At 65.1% G+C, this 23,837-nt stretch carries 6 protein-coding genes (1 of these 6 cut by a window edge); all 6 read left to right on the forward strand.

What is annotated here, in order from left to right; translation table 11 throughout:
- Positions 1 to 20,622, forward strand: partial view of an FHA domain-containing protein gene (locus KO481_RS15745; RefSeq protein WP_215917836.1) — the 3' portion only. The gene continues 15,597 nt to the left of window position 1, outside the view; only the last 20,622 of its 36,219 coding nucleotides appear in the window; its start codon lies off the left edge, out of view; it ends in the stop codon at positions 20,620 to 20,622.
- A gap of 58 nt (positions 20,623 to 20,680) precedes the next feature.
- Positions 20,681 to 20,878 carry a hypothetical protein gene (locus tag KO481_RS15750; protein WP_215917837.1) on the forward strand — a complete coding sequence of 66 codons (198 nt, stop codon included), beginning with the start codon at positions 20,681 to 20,683 and terminating at the stop codon, positions 20,876 to 20,878.
- Positions 20,879 to 21,123: 245 nt separating this feature from the next.
- Complete coding sequence (locus KO481_RS15755) at positions 21,124 to 21,402, forward strand: hypothetical protein (RefSeq protein ID WP_308166622.1); 279 nt, start codon at positions 21,124 to 21,126, stop codon at positions 21,400 to 21,402.
- The gene (locus KO481_RS15760) at positions 21,399 to 21,752 is read left to right on the forward strand and encodes a YbaB/EbfC family nucleoid-associated protein (RefSeq protein WP_215917838.1); all 354 of its coding nucleotides are present in this window, start codon (positions 21,399 to 21,401) and stop codon (positions 21,750 to 21,752) included. Before KO481_RS15755 ends, KO481_RS15760 begins: the two co-directional genes overlap by 4 nt.
- Positions 21,743 to 22,390, forward strand: coding sequence for a hypothetical protein (locus tag KO481_RS15765; RefSeq protein WP_215917839.1), 648 nt, complete (start codon positions 21,743 to 21,745; stop codon positions 22,388 to 22,390). Before KO481_RS15760 ends, KO481_RS15765 begins: the two co-directional genes overlap by 10 nt.
- Complete coding sequence (locus KO481_RS15770; protein WP_215917840.1) at positions 22,387 to 23,829, forward strand: hypothetical protein; 1,443 nt, start codon at positions 22,387 to 22,389, stop codon at positions 23,827 to 23,829. The genes KO481_RS15765 and KO481_RS15770 overlap by 4 nt, the downstream gene beginning before the upstream one ends.
- Positions 23,830 to 23,837: the final 8 nt, after the last annotated feature.

The following is a 23,837-nucleotide window of genomic DNA, read 5'->3' on the forward strand; positions in this document are numbered from 1 at the left end:
CGGCTGCTGCACCAGGTGGCGGACGACCCGTCGGTCGAATCGGTCGAGCTGGTTTTGTTCGATGAAGAAGGCCATCCGGTACCGGTCGATAACTCCTACGGACCGAGTAGCGGACAGGCGCCGGAGCCGGCAACCGACGAGCCGGCCCACGGAATCTCACAGGGCAACCCCGAGGAATTGACGACCTATAAGCGCTCGGTGATCGAAGCAGTGCGACAGCTCGACCCGGAATTGCTGGAACACCCAGAAACCGAGGGGGCCGGCAGCATCCCGTCGGCCGAGGCAGAAGCGTTGCGGCAGGAGTACGTGAATGCGGCGATCAGGTTTGCTGAAGATCTCAGGCCGGATAAAGACCGGCCGGTAGACGTCGAGCCGACCCAGGATGGTGGGTTGGCGCTACACGTCGCCGAGGGGTGGAAGGCCTTTTTGCGCACCCATTTCGCTGTGGCGCAGCCAGGAGAGAGGGATGGCTGGCGGCTCGAGGCAGAAGTGATGACGGCCGTGACAGATGTCCGCGCTGCCGCACCCGCGCTGGGCAGGCTGGCGGCGATGTCGGCGGGGGGTCCTTTCGCTGGGATCTCGCCGTACGAGCTATCGGCAAAATTCCAAACTCTGCTCGCGTATCTTGAGCCACGCACGTTGCCGGACCGTGCCGTCGCACCGACGGCGGTGACGGTGCGATTCACCCACTTCGAGTCCGGCCGTGTGGAATTCGCGGTGGAGATGCAGGGGTGGTTGTCGCGGCGGATTGTGCTGCGCCTGCGTTCGCATCCCCTGGCAGTCGCGGGCCTTGCCGGCCACCTGCCTCCCGAAGCAGTTGTCGAATTCGACGTGACCCCTGAGAAAGACGGATACGACATCGCGAAGGTGACGAACACGGTTTTGGGTCTGACCGCGAGTCGTTGGCAGCGCGGCGTCACGGTTCCGGACCCAGAGGTGTCCGATTGGCTGCTGGAGCTGGCCGGTGTAAATCTGGAGCGGCAATCGTACCGAAGCCTTCGAACCCTACGCGTGATCATCGAGACAACCGGGGTCTGGGGTGCACGGCAGACCCGTGTCGTTGCCGATAACCTACTGCTCGAGGAGAGCCACGAACTCATCCTTCGGGAGCGGTTTGCCGAGAGTACCGTCGCCGCCGCCGAGCTGGCTCGGCCTTCGAGCGGCGACCGGATCGACCCCGGTGATTCGCGAGCAGGTGTTGCCCAGCGGTATTCGCGGCGGGCCGAACTGCAGGCGGAGCTCGAACACTTGGAGCTCGGGTCCTGGCTAAGTGTCACCGAGTTCCGCAGTGATGCTCCGATCGAGTTCCGTCTGTCCAAATTCCTGTGGAAGATGGATCGCGTTGGCGCTCAGTCGGGTACGAGAGAGGAATTCGAGCGTGACGAAGCCGATCCCGACGTCATCGGATGGGAGGCGGTTTCATTCGATCCGAACGGAGAACCGCTGGTTCCGACGCTGGAATACGTTCAGTATCTGCGGCGTAGCCGCGCGGCATTGGCCGAACGGGCGGATATCGGTCTGCCTGATGATGATTCATTGCGGGCCTGGCGGGTGGCGATCGACCGAGCTCGTCGATTGGTTGCTGCTGATCTGACCTGGGTGGATCGCAAGCTCGCCGATCTACAGCGCGAGGCGGCCGAGCAAGCAGCGCTCGAGGTCGACCTGACGACCCTGCGCACGGTAGCCGAACCTCTGCTGTCCGGCACCGGAGCGGACGGGCTTCCCGGGCGTGCTGCGCTGGTCGCCCGCCTGGCTGCGCTGGATGAGTTGTCGGCTCTTGTGGGGCGGTGCCACACGGCGAGGCTGCGATTGGTCGGCGAGTTCGCGCGCGGGCCACTGGACGCCGAGCTGAACCGGCGTACCGGAACCCCGCACGGATATGACGTCGCCGAATTCAGCGGACCTGGCGACACCCCGGAATTGTGGATTGTCGCCGAGACTGACAACTTCATCGCCGCGCTGAGTAATGCGATCAAACGTACTAAGCGCCTGGGCGAGGCCCTGCTGCGAGGGTGGCACATTCGATACATTCCGGTCGCCGTCGGGTCGCTCGGAGTCGAACTGCTGCCCCGGGATCCCGACCCGATCGAGGTGGAGCGCGAATATCGTGCAGTATTCGAGCAGCTGCTGGTACCGGCGCTGTTGAATGCGTATATCGATGCTCGGAGAAAGGAAGCATTCCCGGGTAGATATCAGAGGAACTGGCTTCCCGGCGTGCTCGACTGGTTGGGTACGCATGTGGAATCGAGTGCTGGGGAATGGTTGCAAAGCGACTTCAATTCGGGCCCGGACAAGGTTGCGCTCCAGCTGGTTCAAAGCGGGGCGATATGGGAATACATGCAGTCTGCGAAACCTGAACCGGACAACCGCAGGCTGGTGGAAGTGATGCAAATCCGCGGACAATCGGTGGTCATCCCCGTCGAGGAGAGCGCTACGGGCGCATGGCGGGTATCGACCCCCCGTCCTGCCGCCGGACGCGGGGCAGTCGGCATTGCCGATGTGATGGCTGCGAATTTCCATTATCTGGCACCGTCCCCCGGCGAGGAATTCAGCAGTCTGGAGGAACTGGTCCTCGCGGTCAAGAATTGCCTAATTTACGGCGATCCGCTTTACGGCGGTACGCGGCTTCCATCGTATGCACAGCCGGTGGATGCCACCCCTGCCCCCATTTCAGCTCCGCGAGCGGGACGCCGCTCACCCGACTGGATGCGGCACTTGCCTTGGGCCTTCGAGGTTCAGGCGCGTGAAGCAGAGCAGGTGCGCGCCGTTCTGCAGACGAGATTCGATCCGGAGATTGTCGAGGCCCTGCAGCGCATCGCCGCCGACGACTCGATAGTGGTGGATGCGGAGCTGTCGGAGCTCGAGGCCGCGGTCGCCGGGCTGCGCCCGCACTTCGGGGCCTTGAGTCTGTTGCACTGGCACGACCGACTGTTGGGCAGGCTGGCTCGACCACCGGGCATCGCGTCCGACGCGGCGGACAAGGCCAAGACTGGTGAGGGGGCTGCAAGTTCACCGGACGGTACCGCTTACTTCGTTACGGCGGTGGACGATCCGGGGGATGGCCCGATACGATCGCCCGGTGCCGAACGGGCGCCGCCCGAGGACGGTCTCGGCGAGCCGGCGGACGGGCCCGCGACAACTGATGTGGCCGACGGGCGCGCCGAATCCCTCTCGGATGGCGTCGGCGGAGTCGCTGATCCGATCGAAGCCGAGGAATCGTCGAGCCCCGCAGCCGCGGTCGAAACGGGGGTGAGTGCTCCCTTTGGGGCCAGCGAGAACCTCACCGCATCTTCGGAGTTGGTGAATCAGTGTGATCGGCTGGTGCTGGAACGAGCGGAAGCTGAAACCGGACATGGTTTTACCGGTTTCGGCAAAATCGGAATCGGCGGCGCGACGCAAGACGAACACCAAACCGCCTGGGGCGCAGCACTCCAAGGATTCGCCGACCACAACGACATCGCTGAGTGGGTCCGTACGATCGCCGAATCCATGTCTCCCGCGCGTCGTGACGGCGTCTTCGCCGTGGTGGTCGACGAACGGGTCGATGGTGATGGCGAACCCATCGTCGACCAGCACGGAGTGGGCCACCACGCCAGTCGGTACGTTTACCGTTGTGACGCCGACGGGAGCAACGGCCGCGTCGTCGTCGAGGACCCCGCCAACGGCATCGTCACCGATTACATCAGCGAAACCAGCGAACAAGTCGCCACGTACGGCACGACCAGGGCCAGCTTCTTCGACAAGCGCGGGAACTGGCTGCCCTGGCAAGGCACTGGTGAGCATGACACCGACCCACTGACGTCGAATATCGGCCAATCCGACCCGGCTCGTGCCGACCTCACCGAGATCGACCGTCTGGAGCGCGATCTCGGGATCGAGACACCGGCACAGCGGCTACTGGAGGCATGGCTGTTCATCGACCCCGAGCTCCTGAAGGTCGCCATCGCTGCCGGTGAGCCGCATCCGGAATTGTTACTCGGAGATGAAGCGTGGGCGAGACATTTGGCTGCTCGCGCGCATTCCCGGGCGCATGGCTCGCAGCCGCTGACCGTGGACTTTATTCGAGGTTTGCAGGAACGGTTCTCGGCGCGAACAGATCCGGTGAACGGCGAAGAACTCGAGACGAAACTCCGCGCGGCCCTCGAGCCTTTGCCGCGTCCGTTGACCCCGGGGGAGATCGCGGAGATCGCTAAGAATCCGCTCGTCACCTTCCTCCCGCCGGGAGAATTCGGTGATCACGGGATACTGGTGGGGCACGTGATCGCTACCCATGAGGGATCGTCCTGGTACCGGCCCTCGCCGGTGCCGATGACGGCCGCCGAATATGCTGTCGCCGACCACCCTCGGGCCTACTACATTTCGGATCCGCAGACCGTCCCGCACGGCGCGCTCCTCCATCCGCGTTTCCTCGATGAGAACGGCCGGCTGGAGGCCATGTGCCAGCGATACAACCAGTCTGTGGAGCGCAAAGCCCCCCCATCAGTTCTCGCCGCCGAGATCCACCGCTGGTTCATCGAGTTGTATCCCTTCAGTAGCAGTAGCCACGAGGTCGCGCGTTGGCTGATGAGTTGGTCGCTCGAGTCCAGTGGGTTGAGCCCGAGCGTTCTGGAGAATGCCGATGGTGCGCTGTACTCCAGCCCGAGGGCGTGGTCGCAAGCCATCCGAGCGGGAAGCAGGCTTTACGATCGGTGGGCGCAGGCCCTTGCATCGGATCCGGATATAGATGTGGTGGAGTTGTTCGGGCTCGGACAGTTCCGCGAACGATTCCGGGAAAGCTGGGACGACGCGCGGCCTTCCTTGCCGGGTCGGCGGCCCGGTGTTGCAGGTCTGGAACGAATGGCCCGACGATCCTGTGCACCCTACGGCGGTCTCGACGATCTCATGGACGGGCAGGCCCAACTGCATATCGTGTCCGGCGACAGATTCGGCGGTGGACACAAATGGCCGGGTGCGCCGGGAAAGCCGGTGTTTCCTCCGGATTGGGGAACAGAGCGAATACTGGAGGCGGTTGCGCAGGTGGCGACCAGCCCGAGCAGCACCTGGACGTGGCGCAAGGGAAAGTCGGGGTCGTTCTACACCGATGCCGGGGAATTTTCGGTGATGCATATCGACGGCAAAGTCGATGGTCAACGGATTCGCGTGGTGTTCGAACCCGCACGCAACCGGGTCATCACCGCGTTCCCGGTCGTGAAAGTCCGTGGCGCTGTATTCCGAGCCCGGATTCCCTGGGCGGAACTGCCGCATCCGCTGAGAGGGCCGCATTTGCCCGCCTTGCCGAGAATGCGCAGGTGGTTGGGTGCTCACCTACATCCGATCGGGCAGGACGGCACGATTCCGTGGCGGCCGTCGGATTCGGCACGGCAGCAGCGGCTTTCGGATGTGCCATCGCCCAGCGGAGGCCGTTCCAGCGCGGCGGCCGACCCTGGGGGGGACCAGGCAGAAATCGATCGGGCCGAATCCGCCGCCGCAAAGGTCGAGGTTGCCCAGGCGCTGTTGAGAAACCTGATCGAATTGATCAAGCTGAACGGAACCGCGCGAGACGGGGACGCGGTGCGGTGGCTGGGTGCCCTCTCCGATCTGCGCCCGTTGTTCGAGACCGCCGGGTGGACCGAGCAGTATGACGGGTTGATTTCGCGGTTGGCGAATCAGTGCGCGCCGCTGCTGTTGGCCAATTTTGCGAGGGAGACCGGACGTCCGGATATCCCGTTGCGGATTGCGGATCCGGCCGAGGGCACGCCGGCGGTGCAGGTGTTCGAGGATTTCGGCGGGCAGGCGCAGCTCTATCGCGACATATTCGCGGTACGTGATGGTCTGCGCACATGGGGAGAGTGGCTGCGCGACCGAGGGTTGCTCGGTGAGCACGGTGTGTCGGTGATCGTGGCGGTTCCGCCGAGGACTGGCGAGGAATTGGGGCACACATATCGTCTGGTCTACCTGCGCCAGGAAAACGGTGAACCGCGAATCGATCTGATCGATACGGTCGGATCGGAGGGGGACACAATTCGGGTTGTCCGGAAGCGCGGCTACTTTTCGGTCGAGGCCGATCCGGGCGAGGAGAATCACCGCGATCGGAATGTGGAGGTGTGGGCGGGTCTCACCGAGGGTGCGTATGCGGTGTCCTCGCTCGAGGCGCACAAGAACACCGGGAAGAAGTCCCCGAACTTCCGGGTCGGCGCCCGTCGCGAAGCTCTCGGCGACCCGAGCGGCTCGGCAAGTCCCGGTGTGAGCGCGGAGTCGAATGGCTCCGAGGAGACGGTCTCACCCGCACCGAAGAGCAGGCGACGATTCACAGGCAACCTGTTCGGCCGACGGCGCAAATCCGGGCCCGAACGCTCCGACGACGGTTCGACCACTGTCGGGGCAGCGATTGCCGGGAGTCTGGCCGTTGCGGGTTTGGCCGCGGTGGCAGGAGTCCAAGCGGCAGTCCCGGTGATTACGGTGGTCGGTGTTGCCTCGCTGGCCGCGGGCGCGGCGATGATTTCTCGGTATGTCGGCCGGCGTCGGCGTGCCGACGATGACGCCGGTGATAACGAACGCCCCGGGGAAGTCGAATGGTCCGATGTCCGCCCGCTGCCGGATCGCCCCGATCGCGTCGGTCGCCGGCGTGTCCACTCCACTGTCGAGGCGAGACGGCGTTTCCCGCGGCAGATACGCCGCCGGCTGGCGAGACTGATGTCCGAGGTCGAGGGACATGCCAAGCGAGCGCGGGTGATGGCCAGGGCTATTCGTCAGGGCGCCGAGCTGCTCGGGGTACCGGTCGCCAGTCATCTCGACGACGAGCTCGAAGCCCTGGTGCTGCCGGAGGTCGAGGACGGACCGCACGAGGGCGATATGCGAACGCTTTTCGCCCGGTACAACCAGGCAGTCGGTGCGATGCGGGCTGCCCGGACAGCGGCCGAGAACTATGCGGCGAGTGAGCATCTCGCGGCATCGGGTGCACGGCAGGTCCGGGATATGCCGGGATTCGGTTACCTCGCCGAGGAGAACCTTGTCCTCTACGTGTGGTCCGGCCCGGCGAAACGGCTCGACCTCAGCATGCGGCGCGAGCTGATGAACCGTGATCTCGACGTGCTCGAGGTGCAGCTTCGGGTCGACGGGGCCGGGCGCGTCTTCGTGCTGGAGTCCGACCTCCCGCAGGACCTTTTCAGATCGACGACGGAATTTGTCTTCGGTGACGGGCAAACCGAAATCAGAGGTTTGAAGAACTTCGTCGTGGACGCCCAGAATTATGTCCGTGGCGGTATGCACGAACTGTGGCGGCGCAAACCTGACGGAAGCTTCAAAGAGCGTTGGAAGCTCCTGAAGAAGAAAAATGTGCCGTGGCTGCGTCAGCACGCTACCGACGGCCCCGCTCACGCCCGGAGAACTGACGGTGGCGCGTGGGAGGTAAATATCGGCAACTACATCGACGCGCACTTGCCCCCGGAATTGGCCGCTGAGAATGCGATCACGGCGACGATCTCGGTCGATATCCTGCTCAACCTGCTCCTGTGTGGCGGGGCGCTCGGTGATGATTTCGATCTCGAAGACCTGTTGGACGCCTACGGTAATCCGGACCTCGCCAGGGTGCGGCGCTCGCTGCTGAATTTCGTGGGCGACCCGGTGCATGCCGCCTGGCTGGAACGAAATCTGTCGACTGCGCAATTCGATCAGCTGCAGGACTACATCAATGCAATCAACCCGCGCGGTGACCTCGTCACAGAGCAGCAGTACTACGACCTTATCGCGCCATGCCTGGCGGTGGAATATCTCACTGCCTTCCATATCGCTCCGGCCGATGCCGAGGCGCTGGTGCCGGACCTGGTCGCCAGCCTCTCGAAACTCCTGGCCGACAACAGATGGTCGGACCACGCCCGGCAGGACACGGTAGACAAGCTGTCGATGCTGCTGGGTGCTGCACTCGAGCAGGGCCCGGCGCAGGTGTGGTGGCGGATGGTCGATGGAAAATTGCGTCTGTCGGTACACGGCCATGATGGCCCGGAAGGGCAATGGTTTACCGATGACGTTCGAACCGGGCTGGGCTCGAACATCACGGTCGAGACGGCGCACCGCCATGCTGGCAAGAAGGTGTGGTTCGAACTGGGCGAGAATGACCGGCAACATCAGGCATCGGGGACTGTGGATGAGTCTGCCCTCGGGGATGATCCAGCAGGGGCATCGGCGCTCGATCGTGCGCCGCCGGCTCCAGATACGGACCGCGCGGCCCCTCGTCACGAGTCCAGGCCAGGGCAGTCGGCGCGTCGGCCCGACACCGACTCCGAGGATGGCTCGATCACGGTTGGGGGTGCGATAAGCGGGAGTGTGGCAGTCGCGGGCTTGGCCGCGGTGGCTGGGGTTCCGTTCGCCGTGCCAGTTGTGGCGGTGGCTGGAGTTTTCTCGCTGGCGGTGGGTGCGTTGGTGGTGGCGAGATATGTAGGCAAGCGCCGGGCACGGCGTGCGCCGCCGGTAGGGGAGCAGCCGTCGATCGAAACACGGCAGCCGGATGGAGACAGCGGTCTGCTGTACGTCATGGTGCCGGTCTCTCGTGACCTCGCCCGGCACATGCTGCCGGTGCCGGTGGACGACAAAGACGAGGGAAAGCAGATTGCCGCGCGGTTCCGGGAGGTGCGCGACGAATCCGGCGAGCAGGCGGCCGCGGATGACGTTGCGCGCCAACTGGCCGAGCGGCTCGGGGAGCCGGTGCGGACCGACCCCGAGACCGGCGAGATGTCCGCGGAGCAGCAGGAGGCGATTCGGGCGCACCTGCGTGGGTGTGCCGAGAAATTCCCGGTGCTGCGCTCGATCATCGATCATGCCGAGCAGCACGGGTGGCCGCGGATCGTGGTCAGCGAGCCCGGAATGATGCCGGACAACAACGGGATCGGCATTGCGGGCGGCCGGATGTGGCACGCTGTCGGGCAGGTGCTCGCAGCGCTCGCCGACGACCTGCACGGTCGGGATCGTCGTCCGGTGCAGGCGATTCCGGAGAGTTGGCTGGGGCGGGATCCGACGAGCATGGTCGATCTGGATGTGGCGTTGAAGCTGCCGGAGCGGATGCGCGCTGAGATCATCGGTTACAGCGAGATGCTGGCGAACCGGATGAGCGACGATGGTACGGACGTGAAGTTCCGGCTGGGCGAAGCCGCGGAACCGCACGTCACCCAGTTCACCCTCAGGGCGTGGGGGTGGGAGATTCCGCTGATTCTGGCCGCGGTGGATGAGGTCGCCGAAACCACCCTTCGCGGCGGCACCGGGCCCGAAATCGCGGACCGGCCGGCCGTATCACCGCGTGCGGGTGATCCGTGGCGCGGTGAACGGCCGAGCATCCCCGCCGAACTCGGCAGCGACGCTGCACTCGCTGGCTGGTACCTGCAGGTGCTCGCGGAACGTGGCGAGAATGCGGCCGCCGATTTCGTTGCATTGGTGGCCGCATTGCCCACCGACCGGCGTCGCGCGGTGCTCGACCCCACTCATGCCCGCGGCGGGCGAGCGAAAAAGCGGCGGCGCACACTGCGGGTCGCGACGTGGAACGTCGCGGGGGGCAAGCTCACACAATCGGACAACGCGTTCGACTACGCCTCCGATGATCACAGCGGCATCGAGTATTTCGTCACCCTGCTGAAACTGGTCGACCCCGATGTGATCTGCCTGCAGGAGTCGGAGACCAGCGCCGCCGGCACGGTAGCGCGGCGATTGGCCGAGGCACTGGGGTACCGCCACGTGCACGAGACCGAGATGTGCGACTCCCATATGACCGAGGGGGAGAAGCTGCACATCGTCACGATGAGCCGGTATCCGATCGAATCCGCGACCGACCATCGGCTGCCCATGCCGAAAAACATGGTCCTGAGTTTCCGGGGGCAGGAGGTCGAGCCGCTGAACCGGTCCGCGCACGTCGTGCGGATCAATGGGCTGAAGTTCGTCACCATGCATCCGACTCCGCTCGGAGCGTTGGGACAGAGCTACGAAGAGGGGCCGGGCATCGAGCACGCCGGTGACCTTGCGAAAAAACTGTTCTCGCTGCTCGCGGGCGGCCGGTCCGTGCTTGCCGCAGACATGAACACCGACCGGCCGGGCCGGGTATACCGTCGCATGCTGGAAGCGCTCGGCATGAGCGACGCCCTGCCGCCGGAGCAGACAACGGTTCCACACGAGAACTGGGACGGTGCCCCCGACAAGATCTACTTCTCCGCCCCTCTTCGTGCTGAGGAGAGCGCTGTGGTGCTCACCAGGACCGACACCGGTCTGCGCTATATCGCCGGCGGCGAACAGTGGGAAGGTAAGCGCCCGGGCTGGTCCGATCACGGCTTGGTCTGGGCGGACTTGTATGTTCCGTGGAAGAGGCTGCCGCCGTTCGGAAACCGGAATCGCCGGCGGTCGCGGCGGCGGCGGGCCGGTCGAGAGAGCACCTCGAGCGGCGAGGAATCGGATGGATCTGCCGAGCATTCGGTACTCGGCGGGGCTGACGCCGCGCGCCTCGGGCAGGAAACCGAGAGTGCCGCGGATTCGGTGGGGCAACAGCAAGATCCGATCAATGCCCGTGCGAGCCGGTCGCAAGACGACGTCGCCGACTCGGACACCCGGCTGCACGAAGACGGTTCGTCCGCGGTGCCTGGTTCCGCAGGTATGTCGGACGGGGCTGCGGTGCCCGGCGCGACACGAGGCAGGCGCAGATTCACCGGCGTGCTGCGTGGAATCCGCGGGCGCACAGCTTCCCGGCGCGGCGGGGGACTTCCGGCGGTTGCCGTTGCTGGACATGTCGCGTTGTCGGGGCACATTGCGGTGGCGTCGTCGGGTGTATCCAACGCGCTGATGGTCGGGCGTTCCCTGCTGACCGCGGGCGCCGGGGTTGCGGGCTTGATAGCCGTCGCGCTCGCCGCGCACCGGGTAACGCGCCGGCTGTATGAACGTCATCGGTTGCGGCGGGTGCTTTACCACACGGCGGATTCTGCGACGAGCGAGCTGTGGGACTTCATGAAGTTCCCGCCGAGGGACGGGAGCATGCAGCCGATCCTTGACATGGCTGAGCACTCGGATTGGCTGGAACTTGCCGAGGTGGCGGTGGAACAGGCGTCCGCCCACGGTTTTGTGCACAAACTTCCCAAGTGCCAGTGGGCATTGCTGGTGCGCGCCGCCTACGCCACGGCGAAAGCCCGCGAGTATGCGGTCAAGCGCGGTGCGCGCCGACAGGGCCCGGTATGGGTGCTTCCCGACGGTACGATTCTCGTTGTCTCGGAGCTGCGCGATCCGCGACCGCTGCTTGATCGGTACATTCCGGGCTTGTCCCAGGAACCAGGGATCGAATACAAGCGAATCACGGTATCGGTCAATGGATCGTATTCGATCGACGATTGGGACCCGCAGCCGACGGCATCGGAATACGCACTGCGCTACCACCTTCCGACGGAGAACCATCTCGTCACCGGACTGTTGGGGGACAACGCCCTCCGCGAATTCCATTCGGGTGAGGTCGAGTCAGGCTTCGCCTATTCGGGTGACTACACCCCGCACAAACTTCTGTTCGAGGGCTGGCTTCCTCTGGAGATCCTGAACTGGATGGACGACCGGTTCCAGGCGCAGCTGGACCTGTACCTACCGGATCTGCAGGAGCCGGCTCTTGCCGAGGTGGCAACCGTTGTCGCGCAGACGATGCTGGATCCCGGCGTGGGACCGATCTCGATCCGCACCGCGCCCGGCGGTGACCGGAGCGACGGTGACACACACGGTGATCCGTCGGACGCGGATGCGACTGTGCGCGACGCGAACGGTGATGTAGATCCGACACCGGGTTCGATTCGAATTGTGCTGGACGAGAAGCTGATCACCGAATCCGGTCCACGCAGTCTGGTTCGCAGGGCCGTGCTGGCGCAGTTGGCGGCGGCGATCTGGGCAGCCAGTGCGGTCAGCGACGCGGATATCGAGGCTCTGCGGGAGGCATTGGATCGGGCCGGGCTGTCGGGCGACCTGTTGGGTGAGGACAGCGTCGCGAAACCCGGAGCGGCGGGGCTGCCGCAGGCCGACGGGCAGCCCTCGGATGAAATGACCCGGTACGCAGAACTTTTCAACAAGTCGTTCATGGCCGTCCGTGACCCCGATATGTCGGCAACGCCCGGGCAGCGAATGGTGCACGACCGGATCGTGGACGTCTACCGGGCCCGTCGCGAAGGCATATTGCTGGGCGAGCTCTTCGAACGCCGGGCAGCCGCTCTCCGCGATCCGAATTCGGAGCCCGCGGAACCGCGTGCGCCGGACGGGGTGGGGCGGAATCGGCGCGCCGCGAGGCGGGATCGCGGGGGCAAGCAGCCGGGCCGTGCAGCGAGCGCCATCCCAGCGGTAGTTGCGGCGGGAAAGACGGGCGCGGTCGGAAAGGCTGCGGCAGTCGGCAAGGTCGCCGCTGCAAAGGCGGCGATGGCTGGGAAAATTGCGGTCGCTGCGCCGACGGCGGGGGCAGGGCACACCGCGCTGACCGTGGTCGCCGTCGTCGCAGGTGTGGTCGCGGTACAAATGGCGGCGGAACGGATACATGCGCGGTTGAAGAGACCACGTGCCGGCCGTGGGGCGAGTTCTGGGGAGCAGACCGAGGACGGCTCCGCCGATCCGATGCCATCCGACGGTGCCGATTCGGCTCGCAGGGAAGAACTCGCAGTCGCCGCTGATCCGGTTGTGCAACAGCATGATCCGGCCGTCGGCGGGCGTGTTGAGAATCAGCCGCACGACCCGGCGAACTCTGTTGAGCTACCTGACAAGCTGAAGAACCGTCTGATGAGGCTCGCTGGGATTGCGTGGGACGAGCTGACGGCCTATCTGGAGAATCACCCGGAGGACGAGCGCCTGGACGCGGTCAGGGACATGCGCGAGCAGCAGCCGGATCTCGACAATCTGGAGTTTGTCGAAATGGCCGTACAGCAGCTGTTCGCTGCCGAGATCGCATTTATGCATCTGGAAGGAGATCCGCTCGGCGGTGACTCTCGGGCCCTGGCCGACCGGGTCGCGAACGTGCTGCCACATTGCTGGCGGGCTTTGCTGATTCGTACCGCCTGCGCGGCGGAGGCGGAACGGCAGTACGCCTCGGCGCTCGGTGCTCGGAAACACGGACCGGTTTGGGTGACCCGTGCCGGGAAGGTCCTGCTCTTTTCGTTGCTGCACAACCCGCGACCGTTGGTTGATCGTTTCCTGCCGGGCCTGCAGGACCGGGAGATCGTATACAAGCGTGTTTCGGTGACGGAGCGGGGTGTGTGTTCGATCGTTGACTGGCAGCCGGAGAATGTGGGCCGGGAATACCTGCTGCACCACTACATCTCGGCCGAGAGCTATGACGTCGCCGGTTATCTGGACCGTCGGGAAAAAATCGATCTCAGGTGGAGCACGCCGGAAATTCTGAAGTGGCTGTACCGCAGGTCGGGTGTGCGGCTGGAGGTGCCGGGCACCGAAGCTGTGCCGGAGCTTGTCGGTGAGGCCGCCAGGGTGGTCGCGGCAGCGAAGCGGGACTTCCCGAAGCTTCGTATCCGTCGGATCCGAACAAAATTCATGCCCGAGTTCGGCCTCAGGGGCACCGTCGAAAGGCTGCCGTGGGACTACAGCCCGGTGGCGCGGAAAGCCGTCGGCCGCGTATTGGCCGGCGCGGTGTCGGCAGGTGCCGGATTGTCTCTGTTGATGAGCGCAACCGCGAGACTCCGCGGGATCGGAATCGCGGAGGGCTTGCTTACCGGCGGCCTCCTGATGGCTAGTTCCGGGCTGTCCGCTTACGCAGCGAGAGGTCGTAATCGGCAGCAGAATTCGAGTCGAATCGTGGTGAATAGTTCGATTTTCACGGAACGGGGAACTAGTGACCGGCTGATCACGACGTCGTATTTCGGAATCCCTGCGGTCGGCGCCCAGCGTGTAGTTCGCCGGGAATTTCTCGATCTCCTTGCCTCAGCGGTCTGGTTCGCCGGTGGCCACAGCGTCGACGCCCTGATAGAGCCGATGCTGAAGGACGAGCTGAAACGCAGACGGCCTGAGCTGGCCGAGGACGAGGTGGAGCTCGACAGAGCGTTCAGGGCGGAGCTGAAAGTCCAGTTCGACGCGGATTATGCCGCTGACAGAACGAGTGCCAAGACGCTGTTCACGGCGGCGTTCATGGATGTCCGAGATCTCGGCACCTTCGAATCACCCTGGGCACAAATGGTCTACTCCCTGGTCCTGGATGGTTACCAGGCCGCCGAGCAGGGGATAACCCTCGAGGAGTTGCGGGACCGGCGTGGCCGTGATTTGCGGAATCGGCGCGCTGCGAGGCGGAATCGGGGTAAGCGGGTGGGCCGCGCGGGGAGTGGTATCCCGGCGATAGTTGTGGCGGGGAAGACCGCCGCAGTCGGAAAGGCCGCCGTAGTGGGCAAGATTGCGGTCGGTGCGTCGGTTGCCGCCGGGAGTCCGGGGGCTGGGCACACTGCCGTGACTGTGGTCGGCGTGGTTGCCGGGGCAGCGACATTGTCGTTGGTGGGGAACTGGATACGCCGGAGGCTGAAGAATCCGCGAGCCGGTCGTGGGGCGCGTATGGACGGTGCACTCGAGGACGGATCTGTCGATCTGTTCCCCGGGCGTGATGAGGATCAGCCGGGCGACCCGGCGAGCGCCGTCGAGCTACCCCGTGGACTGAAGATCGCCCTGGACGAGTTCGCTGGGCGTGCGTGGGACGAACTGATGGCCTATCTGGACAATCACAAGTCCGACAAGCGCATGGCAGAGGTCAGGGACATGTTCCTACGGCAAGCAGTGCCCGGCAATCTGGACTTTGTCGAAATGGCCGTCCAGCAACTGTTCGCTGCCGAGATCGAGGACAGGCAGGGGCGGCAATACGATAAGAACTCGCTCGCGCGGGAACCGCGGATTTTGGCCAGCTGGGTCGTGAACGAGCTGCCGAATTGCTGGAAGGCACTGCTGGTCCGGACCGCGTGTGCGACGGAGCTGGAACGGCAATACGCAGCCTGGCTGGGCGCGGGGAAGCATGGACCGGCCTGGGTTACCCGCGACGGGAGAATCCTGGTCTTTTCGGTGCTGCGCGACCCTCGCCCGCTGCTCGATCGGTTCATCCCGGGCATGGGCGACTGGCCTGAGATCGAGTACAAACGTATCTCGGTGACGGAGCGGGGCGCGTATTCGATCGAGGACTGGCAGCCCGAGGACGTGGACTCGGAATACCTACTGCGCCACTACATCTCGGCAGAGAGCTATGAAGTCTCGGGTCATCTACACGATCATGAACAATTCGATCCCGAGTGGGACACGCCGCGAATACTGAAATGGCTGGACCGCAAGTTCGGTGTGCGGCTGGAGCTGTGGGACGTCGAGGCTGATCCGGCCCTTCTCCGCGAGGCTGTCAAGGCGCTTGCGATGGTGAAACAGGATTTCTCGAATCTGCGCATGGATCGGATTCGGGCGAAAGATATGGAATACCTCAGCTATACCAAGCCGTGGCGAGACCGCACCCCGATGGCGCGTAGCGGGGTACTCCGCCTGTGGGCCGGAACTCTGGCTGCAGGTGCCGGAGTATTTCTGTCGATGCTCGCAGGTAGGGCCGTGTTCGGACCCGGTGCAGTATTCGGTGTCGAATTCAGCGGCTCCCTCGTCGCCGCTCTTGCTTTGCGTGCATATACAGCGAGAGGCCGTCTTCGTAGGCAGGATGTGTGGCGGGAATCCAGCCGGATTGTTGTGAATAAGGCGCTGTTCACCGAAAGCGGAATTCGACGCATGTCGAATTTGTCCGCCGAAGACACTGTCGAGAACAGGGAGTTTCTGAGTTTCGTTCGCAGGCAATTCCTTCGCCGGCTGGCGCAAGCGGTCTGGTTGGCCGGTGGCCGCAATGTCGCTGCCCGGATAGAGCCGATGCTGAAGGAAGATCTGAAGGAAAGTCTGGCTCGTAGCAGGCCGGGACTGCCCGATGCGGAGTTCGAGAGCGCGTTCCAGATGGAGCTCGAGACGCAATTCGACACGGAAGCATTTGCTCAGGGACGGGCCCCAGAGTCGCTGTTCATCGAATCGTTCACGGACGTCCGAGATCTCGGCACATTCGAATCGCGCTGGGCGCAAATGGTTTACTCCTTGGTCGTGGGCGGCTACCAGGCCGCAGAGCAAGGAACAACTCTTGACGAGTTGCAGGACCGGCGTCGTCGGTTCTTCCGAGGAGCGACCGCCGGCGACCGGATTCGGTCCGCGAGATCCCGAGCGGCACAGCGATATAGGCGGCTGGGGCGAAACATTCGGAAAAAGCACAGAGAGCGCATCCTTGGCACAGATGACGGTTTCGTGACGATCAATGCTGCAACGCTGGGTGTCGTTCCCCTCGTGCGGTGGCTCGGACGGCTGCCGGGTCTCCATGGTGAGGAAAATGGGTACGCCAGCGAATCGGATGGTACCGCCGAGTTTGTAACGTCGGTGCAGGAGCAGGAGGATTCCGCCGGAGCCGGTGCACCTCAGCGTGGAGTCGTCACGCTCGACGAGCAACCGAACGATCTCACACGTGCCCCGATCGTTCGGGGGCTGAGGGGCCGTTCTTCCCTGCTGATCAGGTATATCGGTGAAGGATTGCCGATTGCCGAGATCGCCGAGAAGCTCGAGGTGTCCGTCGAGGCGATGGCACACGAGATCGACTATCTCCAGGGTCGGCTCGGTGTCGATGGGGTGTTCGACACGATGGTGATGGCCCTGAGTAATCGACTCGTTCCGCCGGAGAGTCTGCGTGCGCGTGTCCTGATGACGCGGCCACTCGAGGCGCGCGATACGGAGCTGCTGGACGCTATTGCCGCCGGCGGGACGTATAAGGAAATCGCTGCCGATATGGGTCTGAGTCTCGCGGAGATGGGACGTCGCATCGAGGATCTCGAGAGTGTGTTCGGGATCGAAAACGATGGGGCACTGGTGGCGACCGCCTTCGCCCGAGAATATTGCGGTCGCGCCATATCGGACAGCGAGCTTGCCTCCCGGCGGCAAACCGTGGAACCGACGGTGTTCCACCGCACTTATCTGGAACTGGCTGCCACGGGGCGCACCGACCAAGAGATCGCGGCGTCGCTCGGATTCACCAAGGCGATTATGCAGCGGTTGAAGCGGGAGATCACATACGTGTTCGGGGTCGACGACAGGGCCACGATGGATAAGGCTGCGATGGTGGTGCACGCGCTGCGCGCCGAGATAGTGACCCTCGACAAGCGGTCGTTCCCGGTGGCGGATATGTCGAGTCTTTCCTATCGAGACCTGGAAATACTCGAGCGGATAGCTGTCGGAATGAATAATCACCACATAGCCGAGGAGGTGGGCTGGAGGAGTACACCGCACAAGCTGAACGCCCGCATTCGAGACTTGCTCGGCATATTCGGCGCCCGTAATCGGGAAATGCTGGTGGCGATTGCTTTTGTGCACGGTCTGATCGGAGCCGGACGGCCGCGGAATTGTGTCGGGTGGTACAGCGAAGCCGCCCGGTCGGTGGACATCGCCCGAGGTCCGCCCGGTGCCCCGGCGACGATTCCCGCCGTTCGGCGACCGGATGCGGTGGACGATGTGAATGCCGCCGGTGGCCGGGAATATCTCGACGCCGAATACATCGAGAGACTCACCGATGGCGAATTCGCTCGTGTCCGGACCCCAGGCCGGTCCGGACGCGCCATACCCCCCACCCTCACCGACCTGGCGGATCTTGTCCAGGACCACAATGAAGTCGACTCCGTCACCGTTGTCATGGAGAACGTCGATGGCACCAAACACGTTGCCCTGCTGACGAATTTGCCCCCGCGCGCGGGCACGCGCACCGCCGGCGACAAGCATCCCGACGTCTACGTACTCGACCCGAATGTCCCCATGGGCACCAACTCGTTCCATAAGGTCGACGAGGAAGCACGCGGATGGGAGAACCAACAGCCCCACCGTAGAATCACCAACCTCTGGATCATCGCCCACCGCGGTCCGGGCGGGGCTGCGTTCACCCCTGCCGAACTCCGGGATCTGTTGCAGGCCAGGGCCGCCGACGGCGGCACGCCCATCGAGGTCGTCGAAGACAAGCCCAGTGGCGAGATCACCGGGCCTCCCAACCCACCTGCGGCCGGTGGCACCATGGTTTATCGTCACGGGGACGACGGCCATGTCGATGTGATTATCACCGGATCGGGCGGGCCCGGTGTCGAGCTGCGTCTCGTTCCGGGACGGCAATATGCACTCGGTAGTGGCGATCGTTCTCCGATACGAGATATCGCAAACCAGCCGGGGGTCTCGCACAACCACGCGATGATCATGGTCGACGAGCTCGGCCATGTCCTGATCCGCGACAACGGTTCGCTGCACGGCACATTCGTCGACGGCAAGCAGCTGACGGGCGAGGGTTGGGTACGGGTTTACGACGGCCAGACGGTCATGCTCGGGCCCGAACTAGAGCTCGACCTCGACTTCCGGCGTCAGCTGACCGAGCTCCGGCTGTTCGGAGCCGACGGGCCCGTATATTCCCTGTACCGAGGACAATTCGTCGAAATCGGGCGAGACATGGTGCCGCGGAATGCGCTCGCTCAAACCGTATCTCGTCGTCATGCGCGAATCGGCATGGACGACGACGGGCGAGTATGGATCGAGGACATCTCGACGTACGGCACCTCGGTGAACGGCGTGCGCTTGCCCAAGGGGGAGCGGCGCCCCCTCGAACCGGGCGATACGGTTCACCTCAACGAGTACCGCTGCGAAGTGCAGTTCCGCCCCCTGGAGGCGCCGGTCGCTCCGGAGTCGATCGAGATACGGATCGGGAGCGGACCGGCCGCGATTCCGGTGCGGCTTGCGCCTGGCCAGGAGGTCCCGGTCGGCGTCGGGGCGGGCTCGCCCTTCGCCGCGCAGTTGAACGGCATCGCGGGTGTCGACTCGATACACGCTATGGCCGGTGCCGATCATGACGGTCGGGTGTGGATTCGTGACCGCAGCGGGTCGCGTGGGGTGTGGGTCAACGGAGACCGGATTGCTCCGGGACAGCGAGTGACCATAACCGCGGGTGATCGGATTGGGCTCGGGCACGAGTTCGTCGGCATCGTCCGGCTGGGAGAAGAGCAGCATCCTGAACTTCCGCCCGTGGCACTGCATTTCGAGCATTGGTCACGGCTTCCGATCCGGCTCGAGCCGGGCCGGGAGGTCCGACTAGATCTCGCGAGCATCAACGGCTGGGCGATCCTTCTGAATGCTGCTGGGAGTCCACGGGTACCGCGGGAGGCGGTAGTCGGGCGGGACCTCGACGGACGGGTGTGGGTCCAGAACGCGGATAGGCAAGGGGTCGACAGGATCCAGGTGAGCGGGGAGCTGCTCGCGCTGGACCAGAAGCGGTATATCAGTCCTGCGGACAGCCTCCTTTTCGGCAGCGTCGAGGCGAATCTGCGCGTGGGGGAGGAACAGCCCTTGGCCCTCCGATTGACCGACGAGGAAGACGTCGAGCCGCTGATGCTGGGGCGGGGTGAGGCGGTGTCGATCGGGCGCGACGACGGCTCGCCCATGTCGGACTACTTCGCCGGGGAGCTCACGGTGTCCCGTCGGCATGCCGTAATCGAGCGTGACGCGTACGGGGTGCTGTGGTTGCGTGACGTGCATTCCCGCTTCGGTACATGGAGGAGCGGTATCCGGGTGGACCCCGACGCCGGACCGGTTGTCCTCGAACCAGGTGACCCGCTTCGTCTCGGTCATTGGTACGGGTCTGCGCAATTCACCGCGGAGCATGCACGCGATCGCGACATGTCCGTTCGCGTGCGGCTGAACAGCCCCCACGGCGACGTATCGCTCGATCCGGTGCGCGGCGGCGAGCCGATGCTGCTCGGCCGCAACAGCCCGGAGCTCCCCGCCGATCTGCCAAAACGTGAAGAAATCTCTGCCCGGCACCTGAGTGTCGGGGTGTATCCATCGGGCCGAGTGTGGATCCGCGACGAGGGTTCGTCGAACCACACCTATCTCAACGGCAAGGCAATCGACCCCGGTGCCAAGGTGCTGGTGCGCCCCGGGGATCGCGTGCGGCTGTCGCCGGAGGGTGTCGAATTCACAGTCGCATTTCCTCCGATCGACGGCACTCCTTTCATCAACATCCTGGACCAGACACCCGAAACGAAGCGGGCTCTCGAAGACATTGCCAGACTGCGGGCCGAACGGCCGCAGATATACCATCGGATCAGTGAGTATCTCAACGGTGCTCCGCACGGCGGGATCGTTGTCGGCAAGCGCTCGGTAAAAATGCAGCCCGGACTCGAAACCATTGTGCGCGAGAATCCTCTGGGGCCAAATGAGAAGGTGAAATGGAAAAACTGTGCCGGCCTGTTCTGTGCCGGACCACGGCGGCTGTTCGTCGATACCGGAATGCTCGGTCTGTTCGACGACAGAATCCTGGTCATGCACGAGTTCGGGCATGCCGCCGACCGGGCATACGGCGTCGGTGGGCACCGCGTGAGCGGCCAAAAGGAGTGGCAGGAATTGCATGCAAGAGTGCTCGCGGCAGTCGGTAGAAACCGTAAGTGGGACCATTATTGTGACGACCCTGTCGAGGCGTTCGCTGATGCATTCGCGGCATGGATAGCCGGCCCCAAGGCGCTGCGCAAATTTGCTTGCGGGAATCGGGAGATCGCCGGAGAATTGGAGGCATATTTTGAACGAGTATTCGGATAATTTCAGCCGGCCCGTACTGGCTCGGGACGGTGTTACCGTCGGGCGACGGGTGGGTGGCGTGACCGATGACGGGATCTCGTTCGACGGTTACGAGATATTCGAGCCAGGCGATCCGGGCTACGACGAGTTGCTTCCATTGGCTCGAGAGAACCGGCTGCCGGACGAGGTAGCGGAGCGTCCGGTGGATCCGGAAGCGTTGGCGCATGTTCTCCACGACGCCGGGTTGGATGCGCACGATTTCCTGGAGAATCCGTAATCTCACTGTGCGGCGGCCGCTCCGTCCGTCTCGGCCAGGCGTCGTGTGGGAGCGGCTTTCTCGTCTGCAACCAGCTCCCCAGACCCGGGAAGGCGCCTCGGAACGGGGCGGTTGCCATCGCTGTATCTTCGGTGCTCGACCAGATGGATCCGGTGTTCGGCCGGGTGAGCGAGGAACGCATGATGTCGGTTCCGGAACGGCAATTCATCACTGGCGCAGCAACATCGAGGACGGGGCGCGTTGCGGTGAAGACGACCGAGATGGGGTTGCCGACAGCGGTGTCCGTGGATCGTGCTCAGCTTCGGCGAGATCCGGACGAGTTGGCCGGGGAGATTCTGCGGCTGTGTCGGCAGGCATCCGCGCGGGCTCGGCTGGCGCGCCGCACCGAACTCACCGCGACCGGGGTGGACGCGGAGATTCTGGACGCGCTCGGGCTGCCCACCACCGAACAGGTGGCGTTGGCGGAACTGATTGCGGAAAACGAATACGATCACGCGCCGCGAAGCCTGCTGGGGGGCTTGTGAAATCGGGCACCGCTGACGTGGTGGAGCAGCTGCGCGACAATGCCGAGCGCCTGAACGCACTGGCGGACCGGTTGCGTGCGATCCGCGCCGAGGAGCGCTCGCCCGACGGGGCGGTCACCGTGACCGTCGACGGCAACGGCGAGATGGTGGATCTGCGGCTGTCCACGGCAATTATGCGGCTGTCCCCCAAGGAGTTCGAGCGAACTCTGGTCACCACCGCCGAACATGCGGCGCGGCGCGCCTTTGCCGAGCACGGCGGTCTCATCGCCGAATTCGGCGGCGGGGAACCGACATCGATGGCGCCCGTCGCCGATCGGGCTGAGCATGAACAGGAGCGGGGATGGCTGTAGTCATGGATGCCGATCTGCTGCGGCAGTTCGGAGATCTGCACCTCACCCAGGGGGCGATGACGCAGACCGCCGGGGCGATCGATCAGGCTGCCACCATTGCGGCCGCGGTTCCGGTGTTCGGTCCGATCGGGTCGGAGTTCCTGGCCGCGTATGCCGGCGCACAGGCCAATCACAGCCGGGCCGTGGCGCAGCTGACCGAGGTGTACGAGGCCACCGGCGCGGCCGCGCACGCGGGTGCCGCTGGCTACGACCTGACCGAGCTGGAATCGTCGACCCCCTTCGCGGCGGCGAGCCTCGAGACGAATTCGGCTGCGGCGTCACTTGTTTCCCCTACGGCGTCTCGCTCGGCCGCCCAGCTCGCCACCATCGCGCAGGAGGCGTTACAGGTGGCGGGCCAGGGGATCGGGCTGGCCGCGTCGGCAGGTGGTGAGGTGGCGGCGGTGAACCAGCAATCGGCGAGCCGGCAGGCGATGGCGAGCGAGTACGAAAGCCCGGGCTCGAGCGTGCCGGCCGGGGTTCGGGGGAGTGTCGCTACCGCGGGCCCGGCGCCGACAGCCGCCGGGGATCGGTCACAGCCGATGCCGAGGATGCAGTTGCCCTCCGCCGCACCGGGATCCGACGAGGCCGAGTTCGCATGACCCAACCCGCGTCCGCTTCGGTGCCACCCACGGTGCTGGACATCTTGAACAGCAGTCCCGCTGGTCCGCTGCTGCACCGGCCGGTCGGTGAGGTGCTTGCGGGCCTGGGCATCCCGCCCCTGCCCCAGATGCCCCCGTTGCCGCCGCTGCCCGGGCTGCCACCCCTGCCGACGCTGAACCCGGTCGCACTGTTGAAGCCGGTCACCGATTCGTTCGGTCATCTCGGCAGCGGCAATCTCGGCTCGATGGGGCCGCTCGATCCGACCCAGGTGCTCTCGGATGTGGCCAATGGGCTCTCGTCGGTGGTCTCGCTGGGCACTACGGCCCTGGGCCTGCTGACATCGCTCCAGGGCCAGGGGGCACAGCAGGCGGCTGCCAAATCTGCGGCGGCACAGTCTAATACGGCGTCCGTATCCGAGCAGGCCACGGGAATGTCGGCTCTGGTGGGCGCGGCGGCGGGCGTGGTCGAGGTCGGGAACGCCGAATTGGCGGCAATCGCGGCGAAACTCGCCGCCGAGCTCACTGTCGCGGTGGCCGTGCCGGGTGGGGCCCCGTTCGCCGCGGCGGCGGCCGCGGAGGCATCGGCCGAGGCGGCCGCCGTGATCGCGCATGTCAAGGCGGAGCTCGCGGTGCTCGCCACCCAGATGACCGCGGTGGGGCAGCCGGTGCCGATCACCAGTCCACCGCGGCTCCCGCAGCCCGCGGCCGGGAAAACCGCGGCCACTACCGCGAAGTCGACGGCGACCACCGCGAAAGCCGCCGCTACCACCGCCAAATCGACGGCGGTCACCGCGAAAACAGCGGCTACCACGGCCAAGTCGGCGGCAACCACCGCGAAGGCAACGACCGCGACGGCCGCCAATGCCGCGGCGAGTGGCGGTAGCGTCGCCGATTCGGCCACAACCGCCGGATCAGGGACCACGCAGGGAGCGCAGGCGCTGCAGAATGTCGCACAGCCGATCTCCCAGCTCGGCCAACTCGGGGCGATGTCGCCGAACTCACTGCTGGCGCCCATCACGGCACCGGCCGCACATTCGTTGTCGGCCGAAATGGACCTGGCTCCCACGGGATTCGATGGCGGCCTCGCCGGGGTGGCCACCATGCCCGGGCTCGGCGCCGGTGCACCGTTGCAGGAGACCGTCATCGAGACACCGGTCGATCCGGCGCCGGCGGCGCACACCGCTCCGGCGGCCCTGGCCGCATCCGATTACACCCCGGCGGCGGCCGCGGCCGAGCGGTCGGGCACGCCGATGATGCCCCCGATGGGGGGCCCGGGCATGGTCGGGCGGGCCGGTGCGGCGGATGTCGAGTCGCGCAGCTCGCTCGTGCACGCCCAGCACGGCGAGGAGGTCGTCGGCAGGCTCGACGGCCTGATGGGTCCGGTCGTCGGGGCGACCGTGCCCGCATCGGGCCCCACTGACAAGGAATTGGCCCTCTGAGGTCGCTT

This window comes from Nocardia albiluteola (assembly GCF_018860155.1).
Taxonomy (GTDB): domain Bacteria; phylum Actinomycetota; class Actinomycetes; order Mycobacteriales; family Mycobacteriaceae; genus Nocardia; species Nocardia albiluteola.